A 25,501-nucleotide genomic window follows, 5' to 3' on the forward strand; every position below is an offset into this window, starting at 1 on the left:
GCGCCTGACCTCCCCGGCGTCAGGCGCCGCCGGGTATCGCACCGTTCCCTGCGGTCCCGGCCGCGCCGCCACCGTCGAGCACCGCCGTACGGTCCGGCTCCCGCGCGTCGTACGCGATGCTGTCGCCCGGCCGGTGCAGGTGGAGCAGGAACCGGTGGCCGGCCCGGTAGGCGTCCAGGCCGGCACGGCAGTACGCGCCCATGTCGTCCGGCAGCGCGTCCAGGCCGTACCACCCCAGCTCCGCGCATTTGTGCGGCTCCCGGTTCACCGGCTCGCCGCCGGCGCCGTACACGGCCTCGAAGAACCAGCCGACCCGCGGCTGCCCGGCAGGCGCCCGGTGCTGCATGACGAGCACCACCCGCAGATCGTCCGGTGCCAGGCGCAGCCCGACCTCCTCCGCGGCCTCCCGGATCACCGCCTCCCGTACGTCCTCGCCGTCCTCGACATGCCCCGACGGCGCGTGCCACAGCCCGTCCGCATATCCCGTACCGGCCCGCCGGGCGAGCAGCACCTCGTCCCCGCGCCGCAGCACGAGGTGGACGTCCACCACCTCCGCGTGCCGGGCGGGGGCGGGGAGCGGACCGGGGGCCGGTACGGGGACCGGTACGGAGGCCGGGTCCGTGGTCGGCTCCGGGTCCGTGGTCGGCTCCGGCTTCGGCTTCGGCTTCGGCTTCGGGTGCACGATCAGCGCGTATCTCTCGTCGTGCACCTGCCGGCCCCACAACGCCGCGTCGTGGGACAGGTCTTCGAGGTGGGTCCGGGAAGCCGACGACGCTGCCAGGCGGACGGCTTCGGCGGGTGCCAGTCCGAGCGGTTCCGCCTCGCCCCAGCGGCCCTCCACCAGGACGAGCCGGCCGCCGGGGGCCAGCAGGCCCGCCCACCGGCGCAGCGCCGCCGCCGGATCGGGCAGCGCCCACAGGACGTGCCGGACCAGGACGGTGTCGAACCGCCGCTCCCCCACCGGCGGCTCGGCCGCGTCGCCCACCAGCAGCGTGACGTCCCGGCCCGCCAGCTTGGCGCGGGCCCGCTCGATCATGCGCGGGGAACGGTCGACGCCGGTGACGCGGTGGCCCTGCCCGGCGGCCAGTTCGGCCAGGCTGCCCGTACCGCACCCGAGATCCAGCACCTCACCGGGCGTCCCGGGGAGCCAGGACCGTAGCCGCGCGGCCCACGCGGCGCGTACCGCGGGATCCCGTAGGCCGTGGTCCGGTTCGTCGTCGAAGTGGGCTGCGGCGGTGTCCCAGTACGCCGCCTGCCGGTGGTTCAGCCCGTCCGTGCCCGGCTCCGCCGGTGTTTCCTGGTTCATGTACCGAGCGTGACAGGTACCACTGACAACGGCCGGTCGCGGCACCACGGCAGCCTCCTGACCAGCAGTTCAGCGCTCAACGCAGGACGTCCGCGGCCGAGCGCTCCCGGCCCGCCGCCCGCGTCCCGCCGGTGCGCCGCCGCCCACGAAGTGGAAGGCCGGCGGCGGGTGCATCAGGAAGTCGTGGTGGGAGATGTTCCAGGCGTACGCCCCGGCCAGGGCGAAGGCGACCCGGTCCCCGGCGCGCAGGTGGGCGACCGGCACCCGGCGCGCCAGTACGTCCTTCGGCGTGCACAACTGCCCGGTCAGCGTGACCTCCTGTCCATGTGCGCCCGGGCGCGGCCAGGGACGGGTCCACTCCTCGACGGGCAGGACGACGAAGGGGTGGTCGTGGCCCTTGGCGGCCGGGGTGCGCAGGTGGTGGGTGCCACCGCGCAGGACGGCGAACGCCTCGCCGTGGCTGTGCTTGACGTCCAGGACCTCGGTCACGTACCAGCCGCAGTACGCGGTCAGCGCCCTGCCCGGTTCGATGCGCAGGGTGAATTCGGGGTAGCGGTCGGCCAGTCCGGCGAGCCCGGTGCCGTATTCCGCCCAGTCGAAGCGGGTGCCGGGGCGGGTGTAATCGACCGCCATACCGCCGCCGAGGCCGATCTCGCACAGGGAGTGGCCGTGCCGGGCGGCGAAGTGCCGGGCCCATTCGGTGATGCGGGCCGCCAGCGCGAGCTGGGCGGGCGCGTCCAGGCCGCTGGCCAGGTGGGCGTGGATGCCGCGAAGCCGCAGCGGCCCGTCGCAGAGCAGCGGCAGACAGTGTTCCGCGCGCGCCGGGTCGAGGCCGAAGGGCGTGGCCCGGCCGCCCATCGCGAGCGCGGCGCCGGCCGTGCTCCCGGGGCCGAGCGGCAGGTTGACGCGGAGCAGTACGTCGGCGGGCCGGCCGGCCTCCGTGGCGAGTGCGGAGAGCATGCGCAGTTCGTGCTCGCTCTCCAGGTGGAAGCGTTCGACGCCCAGGTCCAGGGCCGCGCGCAGTTCCGCCTCGGTCTTCCCGGGCCCGCCGAACGCCAGCGGCTGGGCGGGCACGGCCGCGCGCACGTGGGCGGCCTCGCCCGCGGAGGAGACCTCGCAGCCGTCGGTGTACGGGGCCAGGGTCCGCAGCAGATGCGGGTCCGGGTTGGCCTTGGCCGCGTAGTACAGCTCGACGGCGGGCGGCAGCGCGGCCCGTACGGAGGCCGCGTGGGCGTCGAGGTCGGCCAGGTCGTGGACGTAGGCGGGCAGCGGGCCGTCGAGGGCGCCGCCGGGGCCCTGGTGACCGGCCGTGAGGGTGTCCACGTGGCGCGCGGCCAGCTCGGTGATCATGAGGTGCTCCGGGGACGGGGGAGGGCGGCCCGGGATCCGGCGCGGGGGCGGGGCGCGGCCGGGCCGCCGGCCACCGTACCGTTCGCGGCGCCGGGGCCGACGGGCGAGGTGATGCGGACGTACCCCGCCTCCCGGTCCGCGGCGCGCCCCCACCGGGTCAGCAGGTTGGCCTTGGCGGGCAGCGGCTCGCCGGCCAGCAGGGCGCGCAGTTCGGCCGGTTCGCCGTGCGCGGCGCTCCGTTCGCGCAGCACTCCGCGTACGGCGCGCCACAGTTCGCCCTCCAGGGCCGGGTACCGGTCGGCGACGGCGGCGGCCGTCTCGGCCAGGTGGTTGACCAGCAGGCAGTAGACGACCCGGTCCCAGCCGCGCTGCCGCTCGTACACGAGGGCGCGGGCCACGTCCTGCGGCAGGCCCTCCAGGAACGCGGCGTGCGGGCCGGGCAGCAGTTTGGTGCCTTCCAGGTCGCGGAAGAGGACCTGGGCGGGCACACCGAGGGCGTCGACGCCGAGGACGACGTTCTGGAGGTGGGGTTCGAGGACCACGCCGTGGTCGAAGTAGGCGGCCAGCACGGGCGGTACGAGCAGGGCGAGGTACGCGTCCCACCAGCCCAGCGCCGCCACCGGGCCGGCGCCGCGCAGCAGCTCGCCGAACTGGGCGTCGCTCGACGGGTGCTCGTCGGCGACGGCGGCGGCCAGCAGCGGGGTGACGCCGGGCCGCAGCCGCGCGTGCAGGCCCTCGCGGACGATGACGCCGAGCCCTTCGGCCAGTTCGCGGTCGCCCACGTCCACGGTGCGGTAGCCGGGTTCGCGCAGCAGGCCGCAGCCGGGGAAGCGGGCGGTGAGGGCGGTGGCGACGGATTCCAGGTGGCGGGTGAGGGCGACGGCGCCGCGCAGTTCGTAGTCCGCGTTCTTGCGGACGCAGTTGGTGATGCGGGTGTTGAGGCTGAACTTGAGGAAGTTCCGGCCGTCGTAGAGCGTGCGGACGGACGCGGTGGGCGCGCAGGCGTCGCCGCGCTCCCCCAGGTCGAGCACGTCACCGCGCCGTACGGCGGCCCGCAGGGCGGGGTGCGCGCGGAGCATGGCGTACTGCCAGGGGTGCGCGGGCAGCAGCCGGTACCCGTCGGGCACCTCGCCCTGCCGGTCCAGTGCCGTCAGCGCGCCGGGCGTGGCGGCCTCCTCGCGGACGCACTCGGCGCGTACGGCCAGGTGGCGCAGGGGGAAGCGGGCTCCGGCCTCGGGTGCGTAGCGGGCCCAGTCGGCGGCGCTGCCCGTACGGGACTTGGGCGTCGGGTGGAACCGGTGGCCGAACAGCAGCGACTGTTCGGAGCGCAGGTAGCGGGCGTGCGGGCCGGTGCCCCGGCTGCCCGCCCGGCCGGGGGCGGCGGCGTGCCGCAGGGCCGCGGTGACGCCCGCGTGGCTGGCCGCGACCTGCGCGCGGAATTCCTCGTTCCGTACGCCCGTCCGCAGCTCCAGTTCCCGCTGGGCGCACGCGGCCAGCTCCGCCCAGCCCAGCTCGTGCCACCTGCCGTCGCACCACCGCTCCGCCGGCCCGGTGAAGCGGTGCGCGCCGGTGAGCGAGGGGCGGCGCAGCCCGACCCGCAGCAGCTCGCCGCAGCGCGGCAGCCGGAGCAGCAGGTGCGCGCCCTCCAGGGCGGTCTGCTGCTCAGGGCCGCAGATCTCACGCAGCAGGCAGTTCAGGAGGGTGTGGGCGACGGGTTCGTCGGCGGTGAGCGGGAGTGCGGGGGCCGGGCCGGCCGTGCGGGAGGGGGCGAGGGGCATTGCGGGGACTCCAACGAGGGTGGGGAGAGCAGGGCCGGAGCGTCGGCGCGGGGCCGGTGGCGGGGGCGTGATCACCGGTCCGGCGTCAGGTAGTTCGGCCCGGTGACGTAGTGCTTGTTGACGTCCGACGCCCCGGACCGGTGTTTCGGGAACAGGCTGCCGGCCGTGACCATGGCTTTGACCGGCAGCCGGTCGGCGTCCAGGACGCGGTGGCGCAGCACGGCCGCGGCGGCTCCGGGCGCGCCCTCCAGCCGGTCGACGGCTTCCGTCAGGCGCGCCCTGAGCTGCCCGAGCAGCACCGGCAGCGGCGCGCGGCCGAGCCGGGCCAGCTCGAAGGCGAGGGCACCGGCGCACAGGTGGACGGTGATGGTGGCGAAGACGTCCGCCACCGGCGCGTCGCCGCCCACCAGGATGCGCCGGTCGTCGAATCCGCACAGGTCGGCGGCGTCCCCGCCCAGGACGGCGGCCAGCCGTACGGTGTTCACCCGCGGCCCGTCGTTGTCCTTGAGCAGCAGGCGCAGACGGGGGCGGCCGGCCACCTCGTCCAGGACGAGCGAGGTGTTCTGCTGGTGCGACTCCAGGGCGATGCCGTACGCGAAGAGGGTGGTGTGCCAGTCCAGGAGGAGCGTCAGGTAGGCGTCGAGGAGGGCGTGCAGGTCGCCGCCGTAGAAGCGGCCGGCGAGGTCGTCGGCGACGAGTGAGCCGTCCGGCATCCGGGCGGTGAGCGCGGCCAGCGGCACGACCCGGGCGCCGCGCAGGCCGCTGGACCCGCGCAGGCCGCGCAGACTGCGCGCGCCCTTCAGCCCGTCGGCGCTGCCGCACACCGCGGCCGCGCCGCCGCTGCCCTTCGGGAAGCGGCGCACCAGGGTGGCCAGCAGGTCGTGTCCGGCGCTCAGGTGGGTGCTCTCGTCGGCGAGGAGCACGGTCTCGGCGAAGCGCGGGTGCCGGTCGACGACGGTCTCCAGCAGCCGCTGTGCCACCGCGCCGTCCACGAGCGTGCCGGGTTTCATGCCGCGCCGGTTGAGGCGGCCCAGGGTGGCGGTGGCGAGCGGGAGTTTGAGGTGGGTGTACGGGTCGTCGGTGACGGCGACGGTCCGCATCGACAGGGTGGGCCGTACGCGCAGCCAGGCGCGGTCGGCGAGCCGCGCGTCGTCCGCCAGGCCGCGGGCGCGCAGCGCTTCGGCCAGCGGCCCTCCGGTGGTGAGCGGGTGGACGGGCAGGGCGAGGTGGCTGCCGTCCAGCCGGGGCAGGCCCAGGTCGCCGGGGGCGGGCCACCAGGCGGGCAGCGCCGCCGGGGCGCCGTCGACGGCCTCCTTCGGGAGGGCCAGCCAGCGCAGCGCGAAGCCGGGCGCGAACTCCGGCGCGTAGGCGCGGATCTGCGCCTCCTCCAGGCCGATGCGGGCCCGGCCGGTGGGGTAGACGGGGTGGTCGCGGTACGCGGCGAGGGTGTCGTAGTCGAGCGCGCCGCCGGGGCCGCACCAGGCGCGGTCACCGTCGTACGCGGCGGCCGCCACGCCGAGTCCGTCTCCGTACGCGGCGGGCCCCGCGTACCTGACGGCCCCTCCGTACGCACCGGCCGCCGCGCCCCGGGGGCCGCCGGGCGCCGTCCCGTTGTTCCCGCCGTACGCGCCGCCGCCCGCGTGCGGGCCGAGCCGGGCGATGACCGCCGTGCGCTCGGCGGCCTGTATCCGGGCCGTGGCCAGCGCCTGGTGGCACTCCTCGGTGAAGGCGTCGAAGCCGGGCCGGTCCTCGGGCGCCACGGCGGTGCGCAGCACGCTCATGACGCCGTCCACCCCGGCCGCCCGTGTGCCGTCGGCGCGTTCCAGCTCGCCCTTACGGGCCGCGATCTCGCACTGGAAGCCGTCGGCCCCGACCGGGACCAGGACCGGCCCTTCCGGGAGGCCCAGCCGCAGCCAGTCCCCGTCGGCGCGGCGCACCGTCCCGGCGCGGCGGCGCAGCCCGTACGCGTCCTCCCGCAGCAGCGCGCTCAGCACGCGCCGCATCAGGTCCTCTTCCGCACCGCTCTCCGGGGCCGCGCCCCGCGCAGCCCCGTCCTCCAGGGCCGCGCCCCGCAGGGTGTCCGGTACGCCGTCTCCCGCCACCGCCGTCACGGCACGATCTCCCAACAGTGTGCGGCCAGGAACTCCCGTACGGCCGCGTCGATACGCCCCTCGTCGTGGCCGGTCGCCCGCAGCACCCCGAGGAAGTCACGGTTGGTGCCGTACAGCGGGTGCCGCTCGCCCGTCTCGCGTAAGGGCCGGTAGTCCAGGCGGACGCCGTCCGCCTCCCGTACGTGCGCCCCGGGCGCGGCCTTCAGGACCCCGGCCCGGCCGGCGCACACGTACTCCATGCGCACCCGCACACCGCGCCGTACGGGCAGGGTCTCCGGCAGCGGCTCCCCCAGGTGCGTGCGGAGGATCAGCTCGAAGAGCGGGAGGCCGAGGGCTTCGGCGAGGACGAGGTCGCACTGGTCGCCGATGGCCCGGTCATTGACCTCGACGATCCGGGCCCGGCCACCCTGGTCCACGTATTCGGTGTGGCAGGCGCCGAAGCCGGCGCCGAGCGCGCGCAGTTGGGCCAGGACCTGACCGGTGCAGGGGGCGGGCGGTCCGGGGAGCAGGCGCAGCCGTTCCTCGATGAAGTGCGGTGGTGGCGAGATGTCCGTACGGAAGGAGGCCAGCGGGTGCAGTACGTGCCCGTCTCCCAGGGTCTCCAGGGTGTGCAGCGGGCCCTCCAGGTACTCCTCCAGGACCAGTGCGGCGCCGGGCCGCCGGGTCCGGATCTCGCGGCACCGCGCGGTCAGTTCCGCATCGTCCGCCACCAGGAAGACGTCCTCACTGGCGACCCCTTCGCGCGGCTTGAGCACGCAGGGGTAGGGGACGCCGTGCCCGTCCGGCGGGTCGTCCGGTGCCAGTTCGGCGGCGGCGACCGTGTCCAGTCCGGCGGCGGCGAGGCTGCGCCGCAGTTCGGCCTTGTTCTTCGTGCGGAGCGCGGCACGCCAGTCCTTGCCGGGCAGGCCGAAGTACTCGGCGGCCAGGGCGGCCTGGGTCTGGAGGTGGTCGCTGTTGGTGAAGACCGCGGCGGGTGGCGCAATTCCAGCCGTCCGTACGGCGGTTCGCGCGATCACCGCGCGGAAGTCCTGTACGTCGCACGGTACGATCTCCAGCCCGTCGGGCAGCGCTGCCGCCGCCGGCCCGCCCCCGCGCCGCCCGCACGCGTACCGCTCGTACGCCTCCTGATGGGCGTCCGGCTGGTCGGTCAGCAGCGTCACGGCGAGGCCGAGGCGGGCCGCGGCCGGCAGGAAGCCTTCCGTGACGGAGTCGGTGGGGTTGCGGGCGAGGAGGATCAGGCCCGCGCAGGCGTCGTTCGGGGGTGCGGCCTCGTTCACCCGCGCAAGATTAGGTTAGGCATACCTAACTTTGTCAACTCGCGGCCCACCACCACCGCATCACCCTCCGGCATCCCGTCCCCGGCCTCACCCCGCCCCGCCCCGCGCCCCTTTTTGCACCCGCGCGCCCTCGTCCCACGCCCCCGGAAGCCCCGGGACTTAATCCCTCCTCAGATCTCCCTTAAGAGGGCCATAAAGATCGCCACGAACCGGCTTCCGGTCCGAAATGCCCTGCTCAGCGGGGCTAGCGTGCTGATCGCACCGACCGGGCCGAGCGCCCTCGCCGGTGCCGCTCCCCCTGATCCGACGAAGGAGACCCCCACGATGACCGCTCGCCGCACGGCAGCCGGGATCGCGCTGACCGGCATCGCCCCGCTGGCGCTCACCGCGCTCACCGCGACCCCGGCCGTCGCCCACGGCTCGATGACCGACCCGGTCAGCCGGATCTCCGCCTGCTTCGCCGAGGGCCCCGAGCACCCGAAGTCCGCGGCCTGCAAGGCGCTGGTCGCGGCCGGCGGCACCCAGGCCCTGTACGACTGGAACGGCGTACGGGACGGCAACGCGGGCGGCCAGTCCAGGAAGCGCATCCCGGACGGCAAGCTGTGCAGCGCCAACGGCCCCGAGTACAAGGGCCTGGACCTGCCGCGGGCCGACTGGCCGGCCACCGGCCTGAAGGCCGGTCAGCACACCTTCCGGTACAAGGCGACCGCCCCGCACCGCGGCTCCTTCGAGCTGTACATCACCAAGGACGGCTATGACCCCACCAAGCCGCTGAAGTGGTCGGACCTGGAGGCGAAACCGTTCGCCAAGGTCACCGACCCGAAGCTGACCAACGGGGACTACGTCTTCAGCGGCAAGGTGCCCGCCAAGTCGGGCCGCCACCTGATCTACAGCATCTGGCAGCGCTCCGACAGCCCCGAGGCGTTCTACACGTGCTCCGACGTCGTCTTCGGCAAGGGCGGCGCCACCGGCAAGGGCGCGGCGGCACCGGCCCCGTCCGCCGCGGCGCCGAGCGATCAGCAGATCGCCGCGGAAGCGGCCAAGTCGTCCATGGACCACATGCACCACGGCGGCCACGGCGCGCACGGCGGTGCCCAAGCGGCCGGGGACGCCGGCAAGCCCGCGGACACCGGCACCGCGGGCAACGCCGCGCACCCCGACGGCGGCGCGGCCAAGGAAGTGGACCCGAAGCGGGCCGGCGCCCAGCAGGCGGCCGGCAGCCACCTCGCGGAGACCGGCGGCGACAGCTCGACCGCGGCGATGGCCGTCGGCGGCGCGGCCGTCCTGGCGCTGGGCGCCTCGGTCCTGTTCGCGAGCGCGCGCCGCAAGGCGGCCCGGCAGCGCGGCTGACCCACCGGATCCTCCCGACCCGACTGCTCTCTCCCCAGGGCCCACCCCCCACACATCGGGCCCACCTGTGAGGCCATCCCCCACTGGCCCCACAGACCACCCTGCGAAGTCATCCCCCACTGGCTTCTCAGGCCCACCCTGCGAAGTCATCCCCCACTGACCTCGCAGGTCCCCGTGAGGTCATCCCCCACTGACCTCACAGCCCCCCGTGAGGTCATCCCCCACTGGCCTCACGGGGCACCCCCCACAGCCGGCGCCGCCGCCCCCTTTCCTTCACCTCAGGGGGCGGCGGCGTCACCACGCGCGCCCCGCTGCCGCGCCGCACTCCCCTGTGGTGCGGCGTGACAGCACAGCAACGCGCGGCCGTGGTGCTCCCCACGTCGTGTCATCTCTCAGCGACCGGCGGCACGGCGGAGATTCCCGTTCCGGTGGATTCGGCGGAGAAATTCCGGGAATTCTCAGAGCCCCCGATCAGATACCGCAGCAGCCGTACGTACGGGCTCCAGCGCGCGGGGCGTGCGACCGTTCCCGTACAGGCGAGTTCGGCGCGGTCCAGGCTGTCCTCCAGCACCGCGTCGTGCAGCGGCCGGTAGGCCAGCGGCCAGCTCAGCCGGGCCCGGCCGCGGGCCCGCATCGCCAGGGTGTGCCGCAGCACCGACCGCCGCTCCCCGAGGGCGTGCGCGGTGTACTCGTGGAAGCCGTCGAAACCGCGCGGCCCGCTGAAGGTGAAGCGCACCCAGGTGCCCGGGACATGAGCGGTCACCGTGTAGCGGACCGGGCCGTGGCCGCCCGACGCCCCCTCGGCCAAGGGGCCGCCGAACCGCATCGGCGGCCAGTCGCGGCCCGGCCACAGCGGGTCGTGCGCACCCGCCAGGCCGTCGATCAGCGCGCCGGCCGTGCGCCGCGGCACCGGCAGTTCACGCTCGTGCACATTGAAGATCCCCATATCCGTCCACCTCCGAGGACACCAGGACACGGCAGGGCACGCCCCGGCCCGCTCCCGCCAGGACGGAAGCGTTTTGGAGAATGCCCTCCAATATGTTTCAGAGGGTACCCTCCAGAACATGGCCAGACCACCGCTCTTCGACACGACCCTGCTCCTGGACGCCGCCGTACGGCTGGCCGCCGAGGCGGGACCGGCCGGGGTGACCATGTCGGCGGTGGCCGCGGCCGTCGGCGCGCCGAGCGGTTCGGTCTACCACCGCTTCGCCGGGCGCCCCGCCCTCCTGGCCGAGGTGTGGCTGCGTACGGTCGAACGCTTCCAGGAGGGGTACTTCGCGGCGCTGCGGTCGGCGCCGGACCCGCTGGCCGCGGGCACGGCGGCGGCCCGGCACGTCGTCGCGTGGAGCCGCGCCCACCCTCAGGAAGCCGCGCTCCTGCTGTACGGGGCACGGGACTTCGGCCGGGACGGCTGGCCTGCCGAGTACACCGAACGGGCCGACCGGGGACACCGGCGGGTACGGGACTCGGTGCGCGCCCTGGCGCGGGACCTGGGCGCGCGCACCCCGCAGGACGCCGAACGCGTCTCCCTCGCGGTCATCGACGTACCGCTGTCGCTCGTACGCCGCCATCTGCGCGGCGGCACCCCGCTGCCCGGCCACGCGGAGGACCTCGCCGAGGAGTGCGCGGCCGCGCTGCTGGCGGGCTGAGCCCGGGCCGGCCTCGCGCCGGTCCGCTGTCAGTGGGGCCGCGTACAGTCACCAGGGAGTTGGGGCAGCTGGCGAGGGGCCGAGGGGGACACCGTGAGGACCGAGGTGCGGACACAGGGCGCGGAGTCCCGGCAGGACACGGGTATCCGGCAGGGCGCGGATTTCGCGGGGGTCACGGGGGTCACGGAGTTCGCGGAGATCGCGTCCGAGAGTGAGCTGCGGGAGCTGGTCGGCGAGCCGAACGACCGCGCGCTGCACGAGGTGCGCGACCGGCTGCACGACCTGGACCGGCAGTGGCTGACGCGCTCGCCGCTCCGTCACGTCGCCGCCTCCGACGCCGAGGGCCGGTGCGACGTCTCGCCCAAAGGCGATCCCGGCGGCTTCACCCTGGTTCTGGACGACACGACGACCGCGGTACCGGACCGCCCCGGCAACAGGCGCGTGGACGGCTTCCGCACCATCCTCACCAACCCGCGGTCGGGCTCCATCACGTCCTCCCGGGCCGCGACGACACCCCACGCATCAACGGCCGCGCCCGGATCCTGCGCGACGCCCCGTTCTTCGACGCGACGCCATGGCCGTCAAGGGCGACCGCACGCGGCGGGTGCTGCTCGTCGAGATCGACGAGGTCTTCTCCCGCTGCTCCAAGGCCTTCCTGCGCTCCGGGCTGTGGCAGCCGGAGAGCCGGCAGCCCGACGCGGTGCCTTCACGGGCCCGCCCAGCCAAGGGCGCCGAGGCCCCCGCACCCCGCTGGAGCAGCTGGAGGCGCACTACGGCCCGGGGTACGCGGAGCGGCTGTACGACTGAGTGAGCTTCGCCGCGGGCCGGGCCGCCGCCTCGCCGAAGCGCTCCCGTGCCCGGTCCACGGCGGCCTCGATGCGGCGCGCCTTGTCCTCGGACGGGTCGAACGTCAGCTGCCGGGCGGCGAGTTCGGCGCGGCACAGGTCCTCGGCGCGCAGCGCCACGGACCGTACACGGGCCCGTTGCAGTCCGAGCGCCGCGTGCAGCGCGTACGCCGCGTCCGTCAGCGCGGGCCCGTGTGCGGTCGGTTCGGGCAGCCGGCGGGTGCGCGTCGTCGTGGAGCGGTCGGCGTAGCGCACGGTCAGGGTGAGCGCGCGGGCCACCCGGCCGCTGCCGCGCAGCCGGGCGCCGAGGTCGTCGGCGAGCGAGAGCAGCGCGCGCCGCCGCCGGTCCGGGTCCAGTTCGTCGTGCGCGAAGCGGTGTTCGGCGCCGGCCGAGCGGGCGGCGGCGTTCGGGGTGACCGGGCTCGGGTCGATGCCGCGCGCCTTGTCGTACACCGCCCGGCCGGTCTTCGCGCCGAGGATGCGCTGGAGGGTGGCGGGCGGCGCGGCGGCGATCCGGCCGACGCTGTCCAGCCCGTACGCGCACAGGGCGCGCGCGGTCGCCGGTCCGACGCCGTGCAGCGCGGCGGCCGGTTTGCGGTCGAGGAAGTCCGCGACGGCGTCGCCGGGCACCCGGCGTACCTCGCCGGGCGCGGCGCCCTGTGCCGCCATCCGCGCGAGCAGCGGGTTGCCGGCGATGCCGATGGTGCACCGCACGCCGTACCAGGCCAGCGCCCGCAGCCGGATCAGCTCGGCGATGCCCGCGGCGTCCCGTTCGAAGTAGCGCAGCGCTCCCCGTACGTCGGCCAGCGCGGCGTCCGGCGGCAGCGCCTCGATCACCGGCGTGAACTGTCCGAGCAGGCGCAGCAGCCGGCCGTAGGTCTCCTCGTCGGGCGGCGCGCCCCGGTCCTCGTCCGTACCGCCGTCCCCGGCGGCGCGGAACCGTACGTACAGCATCTCGGAAGGGGCTCCGGGGCCGGCCCCGGCGGACGCCCCGCGCCGGCCGGTCATCCCGCGCTCCCCGGGCTGGCGTGCCACAGCTTGCGTCCGGTGCCGGCGCCTTCGCCCGCCGGGCGGAGGTCGGCCCAGGGGTGCAGCTCGTAGCCGGTCTCCAGCCGGATGGTACGGCCGGCCGGCACGGCCGCCGGGTCCGCCCCGGATGCGGCGGCCGGGCCGGACGCGGCGGCGGGAGCAGCCGGAGCGGCCGGCGCCGCAGCCCGGTCCGCCGCCCAGGTCGCCTCGGCCGCGGCCGAGCCCGCACGGCCCGGCTCGCTGTGCAGCCGGCGCGGCACCGGCTGCGGCACCGCCTGCGGACCGGCCCCGCCGTCCGCCGCCCCGGCCGGATCCGCCCCCGCCGGATCCGCCACCGTCCGGCCCCCTTCCGCGAGGCGCGCGGTGACCGCCTCCAGGCCGCCCTCGCGGCGCAGTTCGGCCAGCTCGGCGAGGTTCCAGGCGGCGGCGCCGACCACGCTGAAGCTGCGTGCCCCGCGCCGCTGGACCGTGCCGCGTACGAGCAGCAGCCAGGAGTGGAAGACGGTGTGCGCGCACGTCTCGTGGGAATCGTCGAAGAAGGCGCAGTCGACCAGGCCCGTACTGTCGTCGAGGGTGGTGAAGATGACCCGCCGGCCGGAGCGGATCGGCGGGGTCTGGGTGGCCGCCTTGGCCCCGGCGACCAGCACCGTCTCCCCGTCCTTCACCTCGCGCAGCCGCTTGGCGGGCAGCGCCCCCAGCTCCGCGAGGAACTCCCGGTGGTCGCTCATCAGGTGCCGGCTGGCGTCCATACCGAGGACGCCCAGCTCGGCGCTGAGCCGTTCGACGTCGCTCAGGTCGGGCAGCCCGGCCGGTTCGACCGCCTCGGCGGGCGCGCCGGCGCCGTCCCCGGCGTCCAGGGGCAGCTGTCCCGCGGCCACGCCCCGCTGCTGCCCGTGCAGTTCGGCGAGGTGCAGCAGCAGGTCGCGCCGGTTGGCGCCGAAGGCGTCCAGCGCGCCGACGCGGGCGAGGCGTTCGGCCACCGGGCGGCTGGGGCGGGCCCGCTGCCACAGGTCGGGCAGCGAGGAGTACGGCTGCCCCTCCTCGATGCGGCGCGCCTCCGCCTCGCTCATGCCGTGCACGTCGGCCAGGGCGAGCCGCAGCCCCCAGACGGCCGGACCGGACCCGGGGCCCGCACCGGCACCGGCCTCCGCCACACCAGCCCCCGAACCAGACACCAGTTCGATTCGATGAGCGACCGCCGACCGGTTCACGTCCAGCGGCAGCACCGGCACCCCGCGCCGCCGCGCGTCCGCCAGCAGCAGCCGCTTCGGGTACATCCCCGGGTCGTGGGTGAGCAGCCCCGCGTAGAAGGCCGCCGGGTGGTGGGCCTTGAGCCAGGCGGACTGGTACGTCGGCACCGCGAAGGCGACCGCGTGCGCCTTGCAGAAACCGTACGAGCCGAACGCCTCGACGATCTCCCAGGTGCGCCCGACCACCTCGGGCGTGTACCCCCGGCGGCCGGCCCGCTCCGTGAACCAGGCCCGTACCTGTCCCTGGATCTCCGGCTTGGACAGCGCGCGCCGCTTCTCGTCCGCCTCGCCCCGGTCGCAGCCGGTCATGATCCGCAGGATCTCGATGATCTGCTCGTGGAAGACGACCACGCCGTAGGTCTCGCGCAGCGGCCCCTCCAGGTCCGGGTGCGGGTAGCGGGCGGGCCGGCGGCCGTGCCGGGCCTCGATGAAGGGCCGCACCATGTCGGCCGAGACCGGCCCGGGGCGGAACAGCGAGATGTCGACCACCAGGTCGTGGAAGGTGGCGGGCTGGAGCCGGCCGACCAGGTCGCGCTGGCCGGGCGATTCGATCTGGAAGCAGCCGAGCGTCTCGGTGGAGCGGATCAGGCCGTACGTGGCGGGGTCGCCGGGCGGCACCTGCGCCGGGTCGTCGAGGTCGACGGTGCGGCCGGTGGCCCGCCCGATCTCGGCGGTGGCGTGCGCCATCGCGGACTGCATCCGTACGCCCAGCACGTCCAGCTTGAGCAGCCCCATCTCCTCCACGTCGTCCTTGTCGAACTGCGACATCGGCAGCGGCGAGCCGCCCTCGCCGTCGCGGTACGGGATCTCGCTGCGGGTCGGCACGACCGGGGTGCGGTCCAGCAGCGAGGCGTCCGAGAGCAGCACCCCGCACGGGTGCATGGCCATGCCGCGCGGCAGCCCGTCCAGCGCCTCGACCAGGTCCCACATCGGCCCGTACCGCTCCGCGTCCACGCCGCGCAGCTCGGGCAGTTCGGCGAGGGCCGCGCGGGCGTCGCGGGCCCGGATGTGCGGGAAGGCCTTGGCCAGCCGGTCCACCTCGGCCGGGTCCATGCCCAGCGCCGCGCCCACGTCCCGTACGGCGTGCCGGACCCGGTAGGTCTCGGGCATGGCGACGGTGGCGACCCGCTCGGTGCCGAACCGGTCGAAGATCGCGCGGTAGACCTCCAGGCGGCGTGCGGACTCCACGTCGATGTCGATGTCGGGCAGCACCGCGCGGCGCTTGGACAGGAAGCGCTCCATCAGCAGGCGCTGCTCGACCGGGTCGGCGTGCGCGATGCCCAGCAGGTGGTTGACCAGGGAGCCCGCGCCGGAGCCGCGCGCGGTGACCCGGATGCCCAGGTCGCGGGTGTCCTGGACGACCTGGGCGACGGTCAGGAAGTACGAGGCGAAGCCGTGGTGTTCGATGATGTCCAGCTCGTGGTCCATCCGCTCCCAGTATGTACGGCGCCGGTCGTAGCCGCGCAGCACCATCCCGGCGGCGCAGCGGGAGCGCAGCACCCGTCCGGCGGTGCGGCGCGCGGCGCCGACCAGGCGGGGCTCGGGGAAGTGCACGGTGCCCAGCCCGATGTCGTCCTCGGGGTCGACCCGGCACCGCGCGGCCGTCTCCTCGGTCATCTCCAGCAGCCGCTGGGCGGTGCCGGGCCCGAGGCCGGCCGCCTCGGCGATCCGCTCGGCGGCGCGGGCCATCGCGTGCGCGTCCTTGAGCCACCGCTCGCCGCTGTCCCGGGCCTCCGGACGGTGCCGGTCCACGGGCACCAGGCGGCGGGCGGAGTCCAGGACGTCGGCGACCGGGCCCTGCCCGGGGTCGGCGTAGCGGACGGCGTTGGTCAGGACGGCCCGGACGCCGTGTTCGACGGCGAAGCCGAGGGTACGGGCGGCCAGGCGCAGCGAGCCGGGGCCGGTGCCGGTGCGGCCGTGGTCGACGACCTCCAGGCGCAGCGCGTCACCGAACAGTTCGCGCCAGGGGGCGAGGAGCCGGGCGGCGCGGTCGGGGCGTCCGGCGGCCAGCGCGCGGCCGGGGTCGGAGTCCGGGCCGAGCAGGACGGTGACCGCGTCCGGGGCCCCGGCGCGCACCGCTTCGGTGAGGGCGGTCCAGGGCAGTACGGGCCGCGCGGAGTCGCCCGGCAGGGTGGTCGCGTGCGCGGCCGAGACCAGGCGGCAGAGCATGGCCCAGCCAGCCGCGCCGTCCCGGGCGAGGAAGACGGCGCGGGCCGCCGACTCGTCGATGAAGGCGCCGCCGCGTACCGGGCCGCGCCGCCGGGCCGTCCCCGGGACGGCACCCGGAACCGTACGGCCGTCCTCGGGCGGGGCCACCGCCAGTTCGGTGCCGAACAGCGGGCGGACGCCGGCCGCCGCCGCGGCCTTGGCGAAGCGGACGGCTCCGGCGAGGCCGTCCCGGTCGGTCAGCGCGAGGGCGTCCATGCCGCGCTCGGCGGCGCGCTCGGCGAGCCGCTCCGGGTGGGCGGCGCCGTACCGCAGGGAGAAACCCGAGGCGGTGTGCAGATGCGTGAACCGTGGCATCCGCGCCTCCTGCCGCTCGTACACCCCCTGACCGTTGCTGCGTCCCCCGTCGCGGTTCCAGCATAACGCCTCTCTCGAACAACCGTACGAAATTCGAACAGCGCCCGCCGGCGGCCACCCCGGACGCTCCGCCGCCCCGATCAGCCCGCCCGGCCTGCGAAGATCGGTAATGCGCCGGAAGATATGGGGCAAAAGGTCCGGGAACGACAGATCCACTCAGCACCACAGGGCGAGGGAGCGGCGCATGGCCACGGCGGACGACGGCACCCGCGGCATCCGGGGCGAGGGCATCCGGGGCCCCGGCACCGGGGACCAGGGCACCCGGGACAGGAGCTTCCTCGGGGAGGTGAAGGACGCGATCTCGGGGCGGGCCGCCCTGCTGATGATCGGCGTACTGGCCCTGACGGCCCTGTTCATCGCGTCGTACGCGGGCGCCTTCCACTCCCCCAAGCCGAAGGACGTGCCGCTCGCGGTCGTCGCGCCCCAGCAGGTGAGCGGGCAGCTCGTCGAACGGCTCGACAAGCTGCCGGGCTCCCCCCTCGACCCGCGCGCGGTCTCCTCCGAGGCGGACGCGGCGCGGCAGATCAAGGAGCGGGACATCGACGGCGCGCTGATCGTCGACCCGCGCGGCAGCACCGACAAGCTGCTGGTGGCCGGCGGCTCCGGGGCCTCGCTCTCCCAGGCCGTCGAACAGGTGGTCGCGCAGGCCGAGAAGGCGCAGCAGCGCACCGTACAGGTGCAGGACATCGCGCCCGCCGACAAGGACGACACCCGCGGCCTGTCCTCGTTCTACCTGGTGGTCGGCTGGTGCGTGGGCGGCTATCTGTGCGCGGCGATCCTGGCGATCAGCTTCGGCGCCCGCCCCGTCAACCTCAAGCGGGCGGTCATCCGGCTGGGCGCGCTCGCCGTCTACTCGGTCCTCACCGGCCTGGCCGGCGCCGTCGTCATCGGCCCCATCCTCGGGGCCATGCCCGGCAGCCTGTTCGGGCTGTGGGGCCTGGGCGCGCTGATCGTGTTCGCGGTGGGCGCCACCACCTTCGCCTTCCAGGCGATCGCCGGGATCATCGGCATCGGCCTGACCATCCTGGTGGTGGTGATCGCCGGCAACCCCAGCGCGGGCGGCGCCTACCCCTACCCCCTGCTGCCGGACTTCTGGCGCGCGATCGGCCCCGCGCTGCCGCCGGGCGCGGGCACCTGGGTGGCCCGCTCCATCGCGTACTTCCACGGCCACGCGGTGACCGGCCCACTGCTGGTGCTGTCCGCGTGGGCCGTCGCGGGCACCGTCCTGACGCTGGTCTTCTCCGCCCTCACCAAGGGCCGTACGGCGATCAACCGCAGCGAGGTACGGCAGTGAACGCCTGACCGCCACGGCGGCGCCCGCCACGGCACCACCCGCCGGGGACGGGCGCCGCCGCGCGTCTCACATGTGCGTACCGCCGTCGATGCGTATCTCGGTGCCGGTGATGAACGCGCCGTCCTCGGAGGCGAGCATCGCGATGACGCCCGCGACCGTCTCCGGGGGCGCGAAGCCCTTGCCGATGGCCGGCATCAGCTTCCCGAACAGGCTCATGTCGGCGTCCGCGGGCAGGCCCGGGTCCGCGGTCATGCCGGACCGCACCGACCCCGGCGCCACACACACCGCGCGCAGGCCCTGCTGGGCGTACTCGCTCGCGATGGCGTGCGTCATGGACTGGATGCCGCCCTTGCTGGCCGCGTACGCCGCCATGTAGGGGTGCGCGAACGCGGCGGAGGTGGAGCTGAAGTTGACCACCACCGGTGCCCGGCCGCGCAGCAGCGCGGGCAGCGCCTCGCGGATCATCAGGAAGGTGCCGGTCAGGTTGACCGCGATGATCCGGTTGAAGGCGTCCAGGGTGGTCTCGTGGGTGTGCGAGGCGCGCAGGATGCCCGCCGCGTTGACCAGGACGTCCAGTCCGCCCAGCTCCTCGACGGCGGCGGCGACACCCGCGCGCGCCGCGGCCTCGTCCGCGATGTCCAGGACCGCGGTGCTCAGCCGGTCTCCGTGGCCGTCCGCCGCGGCCCGCTCCGCGGTGGCCTTCAGCCCCGTCTCGCTGATGTCGGCGGCCACCACCCGGCCGCCTTCGGCCAGTACGCGGTGGACGGTGGCCTGCCCGATGCCCGACCCGGCCCCGGTGATCAGGACGCGGCGTCCGTCGAAGCGCTCCATGCGGCTCTCTCCTGCCCTCGGTGTCCGCGTCCGCCGCGGACGACACCGGCACCGTACGCCCAGGTGGCACAATGTGCCACCTCGGCGCTAGGTGCCAGACAGGCATAAGGTGCCACCCTGTCGTACGGAGCACGTAAGCTCGCCCCATGTCCACCGCTCCGCGCCCCACCGCACCGGCCCCCGCGTCCCTGCCGCCCGCCGCCCCCTCCCTCACCGAGCGGCGCAAGGCGGAGACCCAGCTGGAGATCGCCCGCGCGGCGGCGGCCCTGTTCGCCGAGCGCGGCTCCGCCGTCACCGCCGACGACATCGCCCGCGCCGCCGGTGTCGCCCCGCGCACCTTCTACCGCTATTTCCGCACCAAGGAGGACGCGGTCGCGCCGCTGCTCGCCGTCGGCGTACGGCAGTGGCTCGCGCACCTGCGCCGGCTGGCCGCGGCGGCGGACGGGCCCTCCGTACGGGAGGCGCTGGAGCGGGCGGCACGGCAGGCGCTGACGCCGTCCGACGAGCGGGCCGCGGAGGCGCTGCGCTGGACGCGCGGGCTGCTGCGGGTGATGCGGGACGACCCGGCGCTGCGGTCGGTCTGGCATCGGGTGCACCACGACTCCGAGGAGGCGCTGATCCCCGTCCTGACCGGGCTGACGGGCGGCGGCCCGCCGGAGGTGCGGCTCGCGGCGGCGGCCGCGAACACGGCGATGCGGGTGGCGGTGGAGACATGGGCGGCGGACGACGCGCCGGAAGAGCGGACGGCCGGAGGGGCGGCCGGACAGGCGGATGAGCAGACGGATGCGCAGGCGGACGATCCGGCCGAGCTGGTGGTACGGGCGATGCGCGCCCTGACGGCCGGCCTGCCGGGGCTGGACCGGCGGCGGACATGACACTGCCGCCGGGCCCCGAAGGACCCGGCGGCAGTTCTACGGCGTACCGAAACGCCTACAGCGTCTACGGACGTGCCGAAGCGCCTGCAACAGCGCCTGGGGGCTTGCCCAAGCGCCTACAGCGCCCGCTCCAGCCGCTCCGCCACCAGCTTGGTGAAGCGCGCCGGGTCGCTCAGCTCGCCGCCTTCGGCGAGCAGCGCCATGCCGTGCAGCAGTTCCGCCGTCCCGGCGAGGTCCGCGTCGTCGGGGCGCTCGGCGTGCGCCTTGCGCAGCCCCTCGACCAGCGGGTGGCCGGGGTTGAGCTCCAGGATGCGCTTGGCCTCGGGCAGTTCCTGGCCCATGGCGCGGTACATGTTGCGCAGCGCCGGGGTCACGTCGTCGGTGTCCGAGACGACGCAGGCCGGGGAGACGGTCAGCCGGGAGGACAGCCGTACCTCCTTGACCTCCTCGCCGAGCCGCTCGGTCATCCAGGTCAGCAGCCCGGCGAAGTCCTCCTGCCGCTTCTCGCGCTCGGCCTTGTCCTCCTCGGACTCCTCCTTCGCGAGGTCCGCCTCGCCCTTGGCGATCGACCGCAGCTCCTTGCCGTCGAACTCCGGGACGGTCTCGACCCATACCTCGTCGACCGGGTCGGTCAGCAGCAGCACCTCGTAGCCCTTGTCGCGGAAGGCCTCCATGTGCGGCGAGTTCTCGATGGCGGTACGGGACTCGCCGGTCATGAAGTAGATGTGCTCCTGGCCCTCCTTCATGCGCTCGACGTACTGCTGGAGGGTGACCGGCTGCTCCGGGTCGTGGGTGCTGGCGAACGAGGCGATGCGCAGGATGGCGTCGCGGTTCTCGTGGTCGCTGAGCAGGCCCTCCTTGACGACCCGGCCGAACTCCCGCCAGAACGTGGCGTAGTTCTCCGGGCGCTGCGTCATCATCTCCTTGACGGTGGACAGCACCTTCTTCACCAGCCGGCGGTGCATCAGCTGGATCTGGCGGTCCTGCTGGAGGATCTCGCGGGAGACGTTGAGCGAGAGGTCCTGGGCGTCCACGACACCCTTGACGAAGCGCAGGTACTCGGGCAGCAGCGCTTCGCAGTGGTCCATGATGAAGACGCGCTTGACGTAGAGCTGCACGCCGCGCCGGTGCTCACGCGCGAACAGGTCCTGCGGCGCGCGGGAGGGCAGGAACAGCAGCGCCTGGTACTCGAACGTGCCCTCGGCCTGCATCCGGAGGGTTTCCAGCGGGTCGGACCAGTCGTGGCTGATGTGCTTGTACAGCTCGTGGTACTCCTCGTCGCTCACCTCGTCCCGGGAGCGCGCCCACAGCGCCTTCATCGAGTTGAGCGTCTCGGGCTCGGGGGTCTTGCCGTCCTCGGCGTCCCCCTCCCCGTCCTGCTGCCCGGCCGGGGCCTCGGGGGCCATCCGGACCGGCCAGGTGATGAAGTCGGAGTACCGCTTGACGATCTCCCTGATCTTCCAGCGGGAGGTGTAGTCGAAGAGCTGGTCCTCCTGGTCCACCGGCTTGAGCCGCAGGGTGACCGCGGTGCCCTGCGGCGCGTCCTCGACCGGCTCGACGGTGTACGTGCCCTCGCCGGTCGACGACCAGCGGGTGCCCTCGCTCTGCCCGGCGCGGCGGGTGACCAGCGTGACCTCGTCGGCCACCATGAACGCGGCGTAGAAGCCGACGCCGAACTGGCCGATCAGCCCCTCCGCGGTGGCCGCGTCCTTGGCCTGCTTCAGCTCCTGGAGGAACTTCGCGGTGCCGGAGTTGGCGATCGTCCCGATGAGCTGGACCACCTCGTCGTGCGACATGCCGATGCCGTTGTCGCGGACGGTCAGCGTCCGGGCCTCACCGTCGGTCTCGATGGCGATGTGCAGGTCGGAGACATCGGCGTCGAGCGACTCGTCGCGCAGCGCTTCGAGGCGCAGCTTGTCCAGCGCGTCGGAGGCGTTGGAGATCAGCTCGCGCAGAAAAACGTCCTTGTTCGAGTAGATCGAGTGGATCATCATCTGCAGGAGCTGGCGTGCTTCTACCTGGAACTCGAACGTCTCGGTCGGCATATGTGTCAATTCCTTCTCGTGTCACCAGGTGACGGGCCTTCCCGAGAACTGTAGATGAGCCGGTCAGGCGGTATGCGCGCTTCCGCGGCAGGTCCGTACGGACAGCGGCGCGCACGCCCGCACGGAAGGACCCCCGTACGGAAGGCCCCCGGACGGCGACCCGCCCCCCTTCCCACCCTCCCCCCTCCCCGCCGCACCCCCTCCCGAGCGCCGTCGGCCACCGCACTTCGGCCATTAGCCGCCAACCCCCACCAGCCCCCTTCACCTCCGCACGCAACGGGAGTTGGCCGCTTTTCGCCGCACACCCGACACGTCCGGAACGCCACGCCCCGGATGTTCGCGCTGACCGCGCGGCATAGCACACATCACGTACCGAAACGCCCACCACACCACTTCACGCCACCACGCAGCGTTTTCAACCAACGACTGGAAGTCACCGATCGATGTGCTTTCCTGATGCGCCTCGGCCAGACTCCTCGTGTCCGGCATTCGAGACGACAACCGAAGGAGAGTTCGAAAATGCGGTACATCACTGGGGGGATCGCGCTCGGCGCGGCGCTCGTGCTCGGCGGTCTGGCCACCACGGCCCAGGCGCAGCCCGCGACGCCGAAGAGCCTGTACGCACCCTCGGAGTTGGTCCTCACCGTGGGGTACGGGGACAACGCCGCTACGGCCTCCATCCAGCGCGCGGTGTCGCTGAGCTGTAGCTCGTCCGGAACCGGTACGCACCCGATGGCGCGTGCCGCCTGCGCCCAGCTCCGCAGCGCGAACGGCGACTTCGACGCGATCACCAAGGCCGCGTCGGACCGTATGTGCACCAAGGAGTGGAACCCCGTCACGGTCACGGCCAACGGCGTCTGGCAGGGCCGCCGCGTCGCCTACGAGCACACCTTCGCCAACCCCTGCGCGATGGAGGGCGGCAAGGGCCTGGTCTTCGAGTTCTGACCGGGCGGTGCGGTGACCCGCTGAACGGTGCGGCCGCCGGGCACCTCGCGGCCGCACCACCGGCCGGCCCCCGGGCATCCACACGGATGCCCGGGGGCCGCCGCCGTTCCCGTACGGCGCCCGGCGGGCCGTCAGCGCACCCGGGACGGGCGCGAGGCCCGTATGCGGCGGCCCCCCTCCACCCCCGCGACCACCACCAGGGCCAGCGCGAACGCCAGCAGCATCCCCTTGACCGGCTCCTCGGCGAACCCGGCCCCGCCGATCGCGCCGATCGCGGTGCTCGTCACCGCCCACAGGCTCGCGCCGGCGGCGTCCAGCAGCACGAAACGCCGCAGCGGGAACCGCAGTCCGCCGGTGGACAGGCACACCGCCACCCGCCCGCCGGGCAGGAACCGCGCCGCGACCACCAGGAGCGTCGCGTGCCGTGCGACCGCGTCGCGGGCCCAGGCGTACCGCCGTCCGCCGCGCTCCCCGCGCAGCAGCCTGGCGATCAGCCGCGGCCCGCCCCGTCTGCCGATCGCATGGCTGAGGCAGTCCCCGCACAGCGCGCCCGCCGCCGCCACCGCGGCGAGCGTGGCCAGCCGCGGCAGGTCGGCGCCGAGCAGCACCGCCACCAGCACCACGGTCGTCTCGCTCGGCATGAACGGCAGCAGCGCGTCCAGCCCCGCCACCACGAAGACGATCCCCCACAGCCACGGCGAGTCCAGCTGCCCCCGCAGCAGCTCCACCGCCTGCCCCAGTACGTCACCCATGGGCGGGCAGCTCCCCCGCGCACACGGCCCGCTGCGCCCGCTCGGCCAGCGCCCGCCGGTCCCCCGCGGGCTCCAGCGGCGGGTGGACGGCGACCCGTACGGTGAGGCCGCCGGCGCCCGCCACGCGGTGCAGCGAACTGCCGAAACCCTCGTCGCCGAGGTAGGCCGCCACCGTGCTCGGGACGCCGTGCTGGACGTAGGAGACCGTCACCGGCCGTACGGGCGCGCCCGCGTCGAGCGCGGCCTGGAAGGTCGCCCGCCGGAACCGCCCGGCCGCCGCCGAGCACCAGGTCGTGCCCTGCGGGAAGACCAGCACGGAGCGCCCGCCGCGCAGCAGCGCCGCCAGGTCCGCCACCACGCGCGGCAGTTCGCGTACGCCCTCACGGTCGATGAACCGGGTGCCCGCCTTCCTGGCGAGCGGGCCCAGCAGGGGCCACCGGCCGATCTCCCGCTTGGCCAGCGCCGTCACCGGCTCGACGGCCAGCAGCGCCATGACGTCCAGCCAGGAGATGTGGTCGGCGACGACCAGCGTCCCCGGCCCCGGCCCGCCACCCGCCGGGCGCGGCACGCTGAGCGGCCCGCCGTGGGGGGTGGCCCGGACGGTGGCGGTGTGACAGGGGACGGCTCCGGAGGTGCCGGTTCCGACAGCCGCGGTGGCGACGGTGGTGGTCTCGACCCGTACGCCGAGCGCCCGCAGCACGGCGCCCGCCCGTGACCGCATCGTCCGCGGGTCGGCGAGCCGCTCCCCCGCGGCGGCTCCCGCGGCCAGCGCCCCGGCCAGCGCGGCGTAGCGCCCGGCGCGGCACAGGGCGGACACCCGCGGAGCGGTGTGCCGGGCGCAGCGCGGCGTGCAGGTCGAGGTCGCGGCCCAGGTGCTCACCCGGCGTCCCCGAGGAAGAAGCGGCGGTAGCGGTCGTTGAGCCGCTCCATGTCCAGCAGGACGAAGAAGTCCGCGACGCCGAACTCCGGGTCGTGGGCCGGCGCGCCGCACATCCAGGCACCGATCCGCAGGTAGCCGCGGAGCAGCGGGGGCAGCCGCGCGTAACCGGGCCCGCCCACCTCGTCCGCGCCCGGGGCACCGGCACCGGCACCGGGCAGCGGCTCCCCCGCCTCGGGCGGCCCGGGTGTCCACGGGCGCCGCGGGTGCACCCGCAGGTCCGGCGGTGCCGCGTGCCGGGTGGCGCCGAGCAGCCAGGCGTCCGCCGCCGCCCGCCCGCCGTCGTCCAGCGGCACCGAGGCGCAGCCCGCCAGGTAGCGGTGCCCGGACAGCGTGACGTAACGCGCGAGCGCCGCCCACATCTGGTTGACGACCGCGCCGGACCGGTGGTCGGCGCGGACGCACGAGCGGCCCGCCTCGACCGTGCGCCGCCGCAGCGCGTGCAGGGAGCGCAGGTCGAACTCGGTGTCGGAGTAGGAGCGTTCCGTACGGCCGGGCGGCAGCAGACGGTAGGTGCCGACCACGTCGCCGGTGGCCGTCTCGGTGACGATCAGGTGGTCCGCCAGGTCGTCGAAGTCGTCCATGTCGTGCCCCGGCAGGGGTGTACGGAGGGTGGCGCCCAGCTCCTCGGCGAAGACCGCGTACCGCAGGCGCTGCGCGGCCCGTATCTGCGCGGGCGTCTCGGCGATCGAGGCGACGTAGGCGGGACGGGCGCCGTCCGCCGGGGCGGTGGGCGGCGCGGACGCGAAGGCGGGGGCGGGGTCGGCGGCGGTGGCCGGGGACGGAGCGGTGGTCGGGAGCATGGCGGGTCCTGTTCCTCGTACGGGAAACCGGTCGCCTACGACGCTAGGAATCCCGCCCGGCCCGCACATTGCCCGAAAGGCATCCGCGACCCCCTACTTTCGTCGGGCCGTCCGCGGTCCATCGGGTGAACTCCGCGCGCTTGCCGCGGCCCGCGCTGCCGCCCCGCCCCCTCCACGGGGCGGCAGCGCGTGAGCCCTCGCGCGGCGGCGCCGATCGGCACGGCGCGCGGCTCACCGGCATCCGCCGGATTCTTTTCGGCCACGGGGCTGATGCATCATTAGAGCCAGCCGCACCGGGCTTGGCAAATCCGTTCCGGTGAGGACACCGGAAAAGCCGGAAGCGCAATTCGGCAAAGAGCTCCCGACTTCCTGAAGTCGTCGCGCTCCACGCCGTCAAAACAACCGCATACCGGACATTTGCCAGCCCCGCCCCGGAAAGGCCGCACGCCTGAGAGGTGCCTCACACTTCCTTCGAATGGGCGGGTCGCATG

Annotated in this window: 19 protein-coding genes; 6 read left to right on the forward strand and 13 right to left on the reverse strand. The window is 74.8% G+C overall.

The features are described from left to right. Nucleotides 1–19: 19 nt before the first annotated feature. The 5 genes from AB0L45_RS24070 to AB0L45_RS24090 all read right to left on the reverse strand — a co-directional run bounded on the left by AB0L45_RS24070 (nt 20) and on the right by AB0L45_RS24090 (nt 7,822). The gene (locus tag AB0L45_RS24070; RefSeq protein ID WP_365843154.1) at nt 20–1,306 is read right to left on the reverse strand and encodes a methyltransferase domain-containing protein; all 1,287 of its coding nucleotides are present in this window, start codon (nt 1,304–1,306) and stop codon (nt 20–22) included. 69 nt (nt 1,307–1,375) lie between these two features. Next, on the reverse strand, nt 1,376–2,656 hold the full coding sequence (locus AB0L45_RS24075) for a type III PLP-dependent enzyme (protein ID WP_365843156.1): 1,281 nt from the start codon (nt 2,654–2,656) through the stop codon (nt 1,376–1,378). Next, nucleotides 2,653–4,434, reverse strand: a complete 1,782-nt coding sequence (locus tag AB0L45_RS24080; protein WP_365843158.1) for an IucA/IucC family protein — start codon at nt 4,432–4,434, stop codon at nt 2,653–2,655. The genes AB0L45_RS24075 and AB0L45_RS24080 overlap by 4 nt, the downstream gene beginning before the upstream one ends. Before the next feature lie 71 nt (nt 4,435–4,505). Beyond that, entirely contained in the window at nt 4,506–6,545 is a 2,040-nt protein-coding gene (locus tag AB0L45_RS24085; protein WP_365843160.1) for an IucA/IucC family protein, read from the reverse strand. After that, complete coding sequence (locus AB0L45_RS24090) at nt 6,542–7,822, reverse strand: siderophore biosynthesis protein (protein WP_365843162.1); 1,281 nt, start codon at nt 7,820–7,822, stop codon at nt 6,542–6,544. Before AB0L45_RS24090 ends, AB0L45_RS24085 begins: the two co-directional genes overlap by 4 nt. 324 nt (nt 7,823–8,146) lie before the next feature. Between AB0L45_RS24090 and AB0L45_RS24095 the strand changes: the two genes are divergently transcribed. Further along, entirely contained in the window at nt 8,147–9,172 is a 1,026-nt protein-coding gene (locus tag AB0L45_RS24095; protein WP_365843164.1) for a lytic polysaccharide monooxygenase, read from the forward strand. Between the two features lie 385 nt (nt 9,173–9,557). On the opposite strand, the gene AB0L45_RS24100 is transcribed toward AB0L45_RS24095, so the two are convergent. Then, nucleotides 9,558–10,118 (reverse strand): SRPBCC family protein, encoded by a 561-nt coding sequence (locus tag AB0L45_RS24100; RefSeq protein WP_365843166.1) that lies wholly within the window; start codon nt 10,116–10,118, stop codon nt 9,558–9,560. Nucleotides 10,119–10,236: 118 nt separating this feature from the next. On the opposite strand from AB0L45_RS24100, the gene AB0L45_RS24105 reads away from it, so the two are divergent. Together AB0L45_RS24105 and AB0L45_RS24110 are read left to right on the forward strand one after the other, a co-directional pair. Continuing rightward, nucleotides 10,237–10,821 (forward strand): helix-turn-helix domain-containing protein, encoded by a 585-nt coding sequence (locus tag AB0L45_RS24105; RefSeq protein ID WP_365843168.1) that lies wholly within the window; start codon nt 10,237–10,239, stop codon nt 10,819–10,821. A 93-nt stretch (nt 10,822–10,914) separates the two neighbouring features. Further along, nucleotides 10,915–11,628 (forward strand): pyridoxamine 5'-phosphate oxidase family protein, encoded by a 714-nt coding sequence (locus AB0L45_RS24110; RefSeq protein WP_365843170.1) that lies wholly within the window; start codon nt 10,915–10,917, stop codon nt 11,626–11,628. On the opposite strand, the gene AB0L45_RS24115 is transcribed toward AB0L45_RS24110, so the two are convergent. Continuing rightward, nucleotides 11,592–12,674: a helix-hairpin-helix domain-containing protein gene (locus tag AB0L45_RS24115; protein WP_365843172.1), complete on the reverse strand. Its 1,083-nt coding sequence runs from the start codon at nt 12,672–12,674 to the stop codon at nt 11,592–11,594. The two genes, AB0L45_RS24110 and AB0L45_RS24115, sit on opposite strands and share 37 nt — an antisense overlap. After that, nucleotides 12,671–16,468 (reverse strand): DNA polymerase III subunit alpha, encoded by a 3,798-nt coding sequence (locus AB0L45_RS24120; protein ID WP_365843174.1) that lies wholly within the window; start codon nt 16,466–16,468, stop codon nt 12,671–12,673. Before AB0L45_RS24120 ends, AB0L45_RS24115 begins: the two co-directional genes overlap by 4 nt. Before the next feature lie 382 nt (nt 16,469–16,850). On the opposite strand from AB0L45_RS24120, the gene AB0L45_RS24125 reads away from it, so the two are divergent. Next, nucleotides 16,851–17,822 carry an ABC transporter permease gene (locus tag AB0L45_RS24125; protein ID WP_365843285.1) on the forward strand — a complete coding sequence of 324 codons (972 nt, stop codon included), beginning with the start codon at nt 16,851–16,853 and terminating at the stop codon, nt 17,820–17,822. 66 nt (nt 17,823–17,888) lie between these two features. On the opposite strand, the gene AB0L45_RS24130 is transcribed toward AB0L45_RS24125, so the two are convergent. Further along, nucleotides 17,889–18,653, reverse strand: a complete 765-nt coding sequence (locus tag AB0L45_RS24130; RefSeq protein WP_365843176.1) for an SDR family oxidoreductase — start codon at nt 18,651–18,653, stop codon at nt 17,889–17,891. 146 nt (nt 18,654–18,799) lie between these two features. On the opposite strand from AB0L45_RS24130, the gene AB0L45_RS24135 reads away from it, so the two are divergent. Beyond that, entirely contained in the window at nt 18,800–19,528 is a 729-nt protein-coding gene (locus tag AB0L45_RS24135) for a helix-turn-helix domain-containing protein (RefSeq protein ID WP_365843178.1), read from the forward strand. Nucleotides 19,529–19,644: 116 nt separating this feature from the next. Here the strand turns inward: AB0L45_RS24135 and htpG are convergent, their stop codons facing one another. Then, on the reverse strand, nt 19,645–21,573 hold the full coding sequence (htpG, locus tag AB0L45_RS24140) for a molecular chaperone HtpG (protein ID WP_365843181.1): 1,929 nt from the start codon (nt 21,571–21,573) through the stop codon (nt 19,645–19,647). A gap of 519 nt (nt 21,574–22,092) precedes the next feature. Between htpG and AB0L45_RS24145 the strand changes: the two genes are divergently transcribed. After that, nucleotides 22,093–22,518, forward strand: a complete 426-nt coding sequence (locus tag AB0L45_RS24145) for a subtilase-type protease inhibitor (RefSeq protein WP_365843183.1) — start codon at nt 22,093–22,095, stop codon at nt 22,516–22,518. 131 nt (nt 22,519–22,649) lie between these two features. On the opposite strand, the gene AB0L45_RS24150 is transcribed toward AB0L45_RS24145, so the two are convergent. The 3 genes from AB0L45_RS24150 to AB0L45_RS24160 are packed head-to-tail and all read right to left on the reverse strand — an operon-like array spanning nt 22,650 to nt 25,010. After that, nucleotides 22,650–23,270 (reverse strand): VTT domain-containing protein, encoded by a 621-nt coding sequence (locus tag AB0L45_RS24150; protein ID WP_365843185.1) that lies wholly within the window; start codon nt 23,268–23,270, stop codon nt 22,650–22,652. Further along, the gene (locus AB0L45_RS24155; protein ID WP_365843187.1) at nt 23,263–24,150 is read right to left on the reverse strand and encodes a lysophospholipid acyltransferase family protein; all 888 of its coding nucleotides are present in this window, start codon (nt 24,148–24,150) and stop codon (nt 23,263–23,265) included. Before AB0L45_RS24155 ends, AB0L45_RS24150 begins: the two co-directional genes overlap by 8 nt. Next, a complete protein-coding gene (locus AB0L45_RS24160; RefSeq protein WP_365843189.1) occupies nt 24,147–25,010 on the reverse strand; it encodes a GNAT family N-acyltransferase in 864 nt (287 codons plus the stop codon). Before AB0L45_RS24160 ends, AB0L45_RS24155 begins: the two co-directional genes overlap by 4 nt. Nucleotides 25,011–25,501: the final 491 nt, after the last annotated feature.

The sequence above is a fragment of the Streptomyces sp. NPDC052496 genome (assembly GCF_040679095.1).
Classification (GTDB): domain Bacteria; phylum Actinomycetota; class Actinomycetes; order Streptomycetales; family Streptomycetaceae; genus Streptomyces.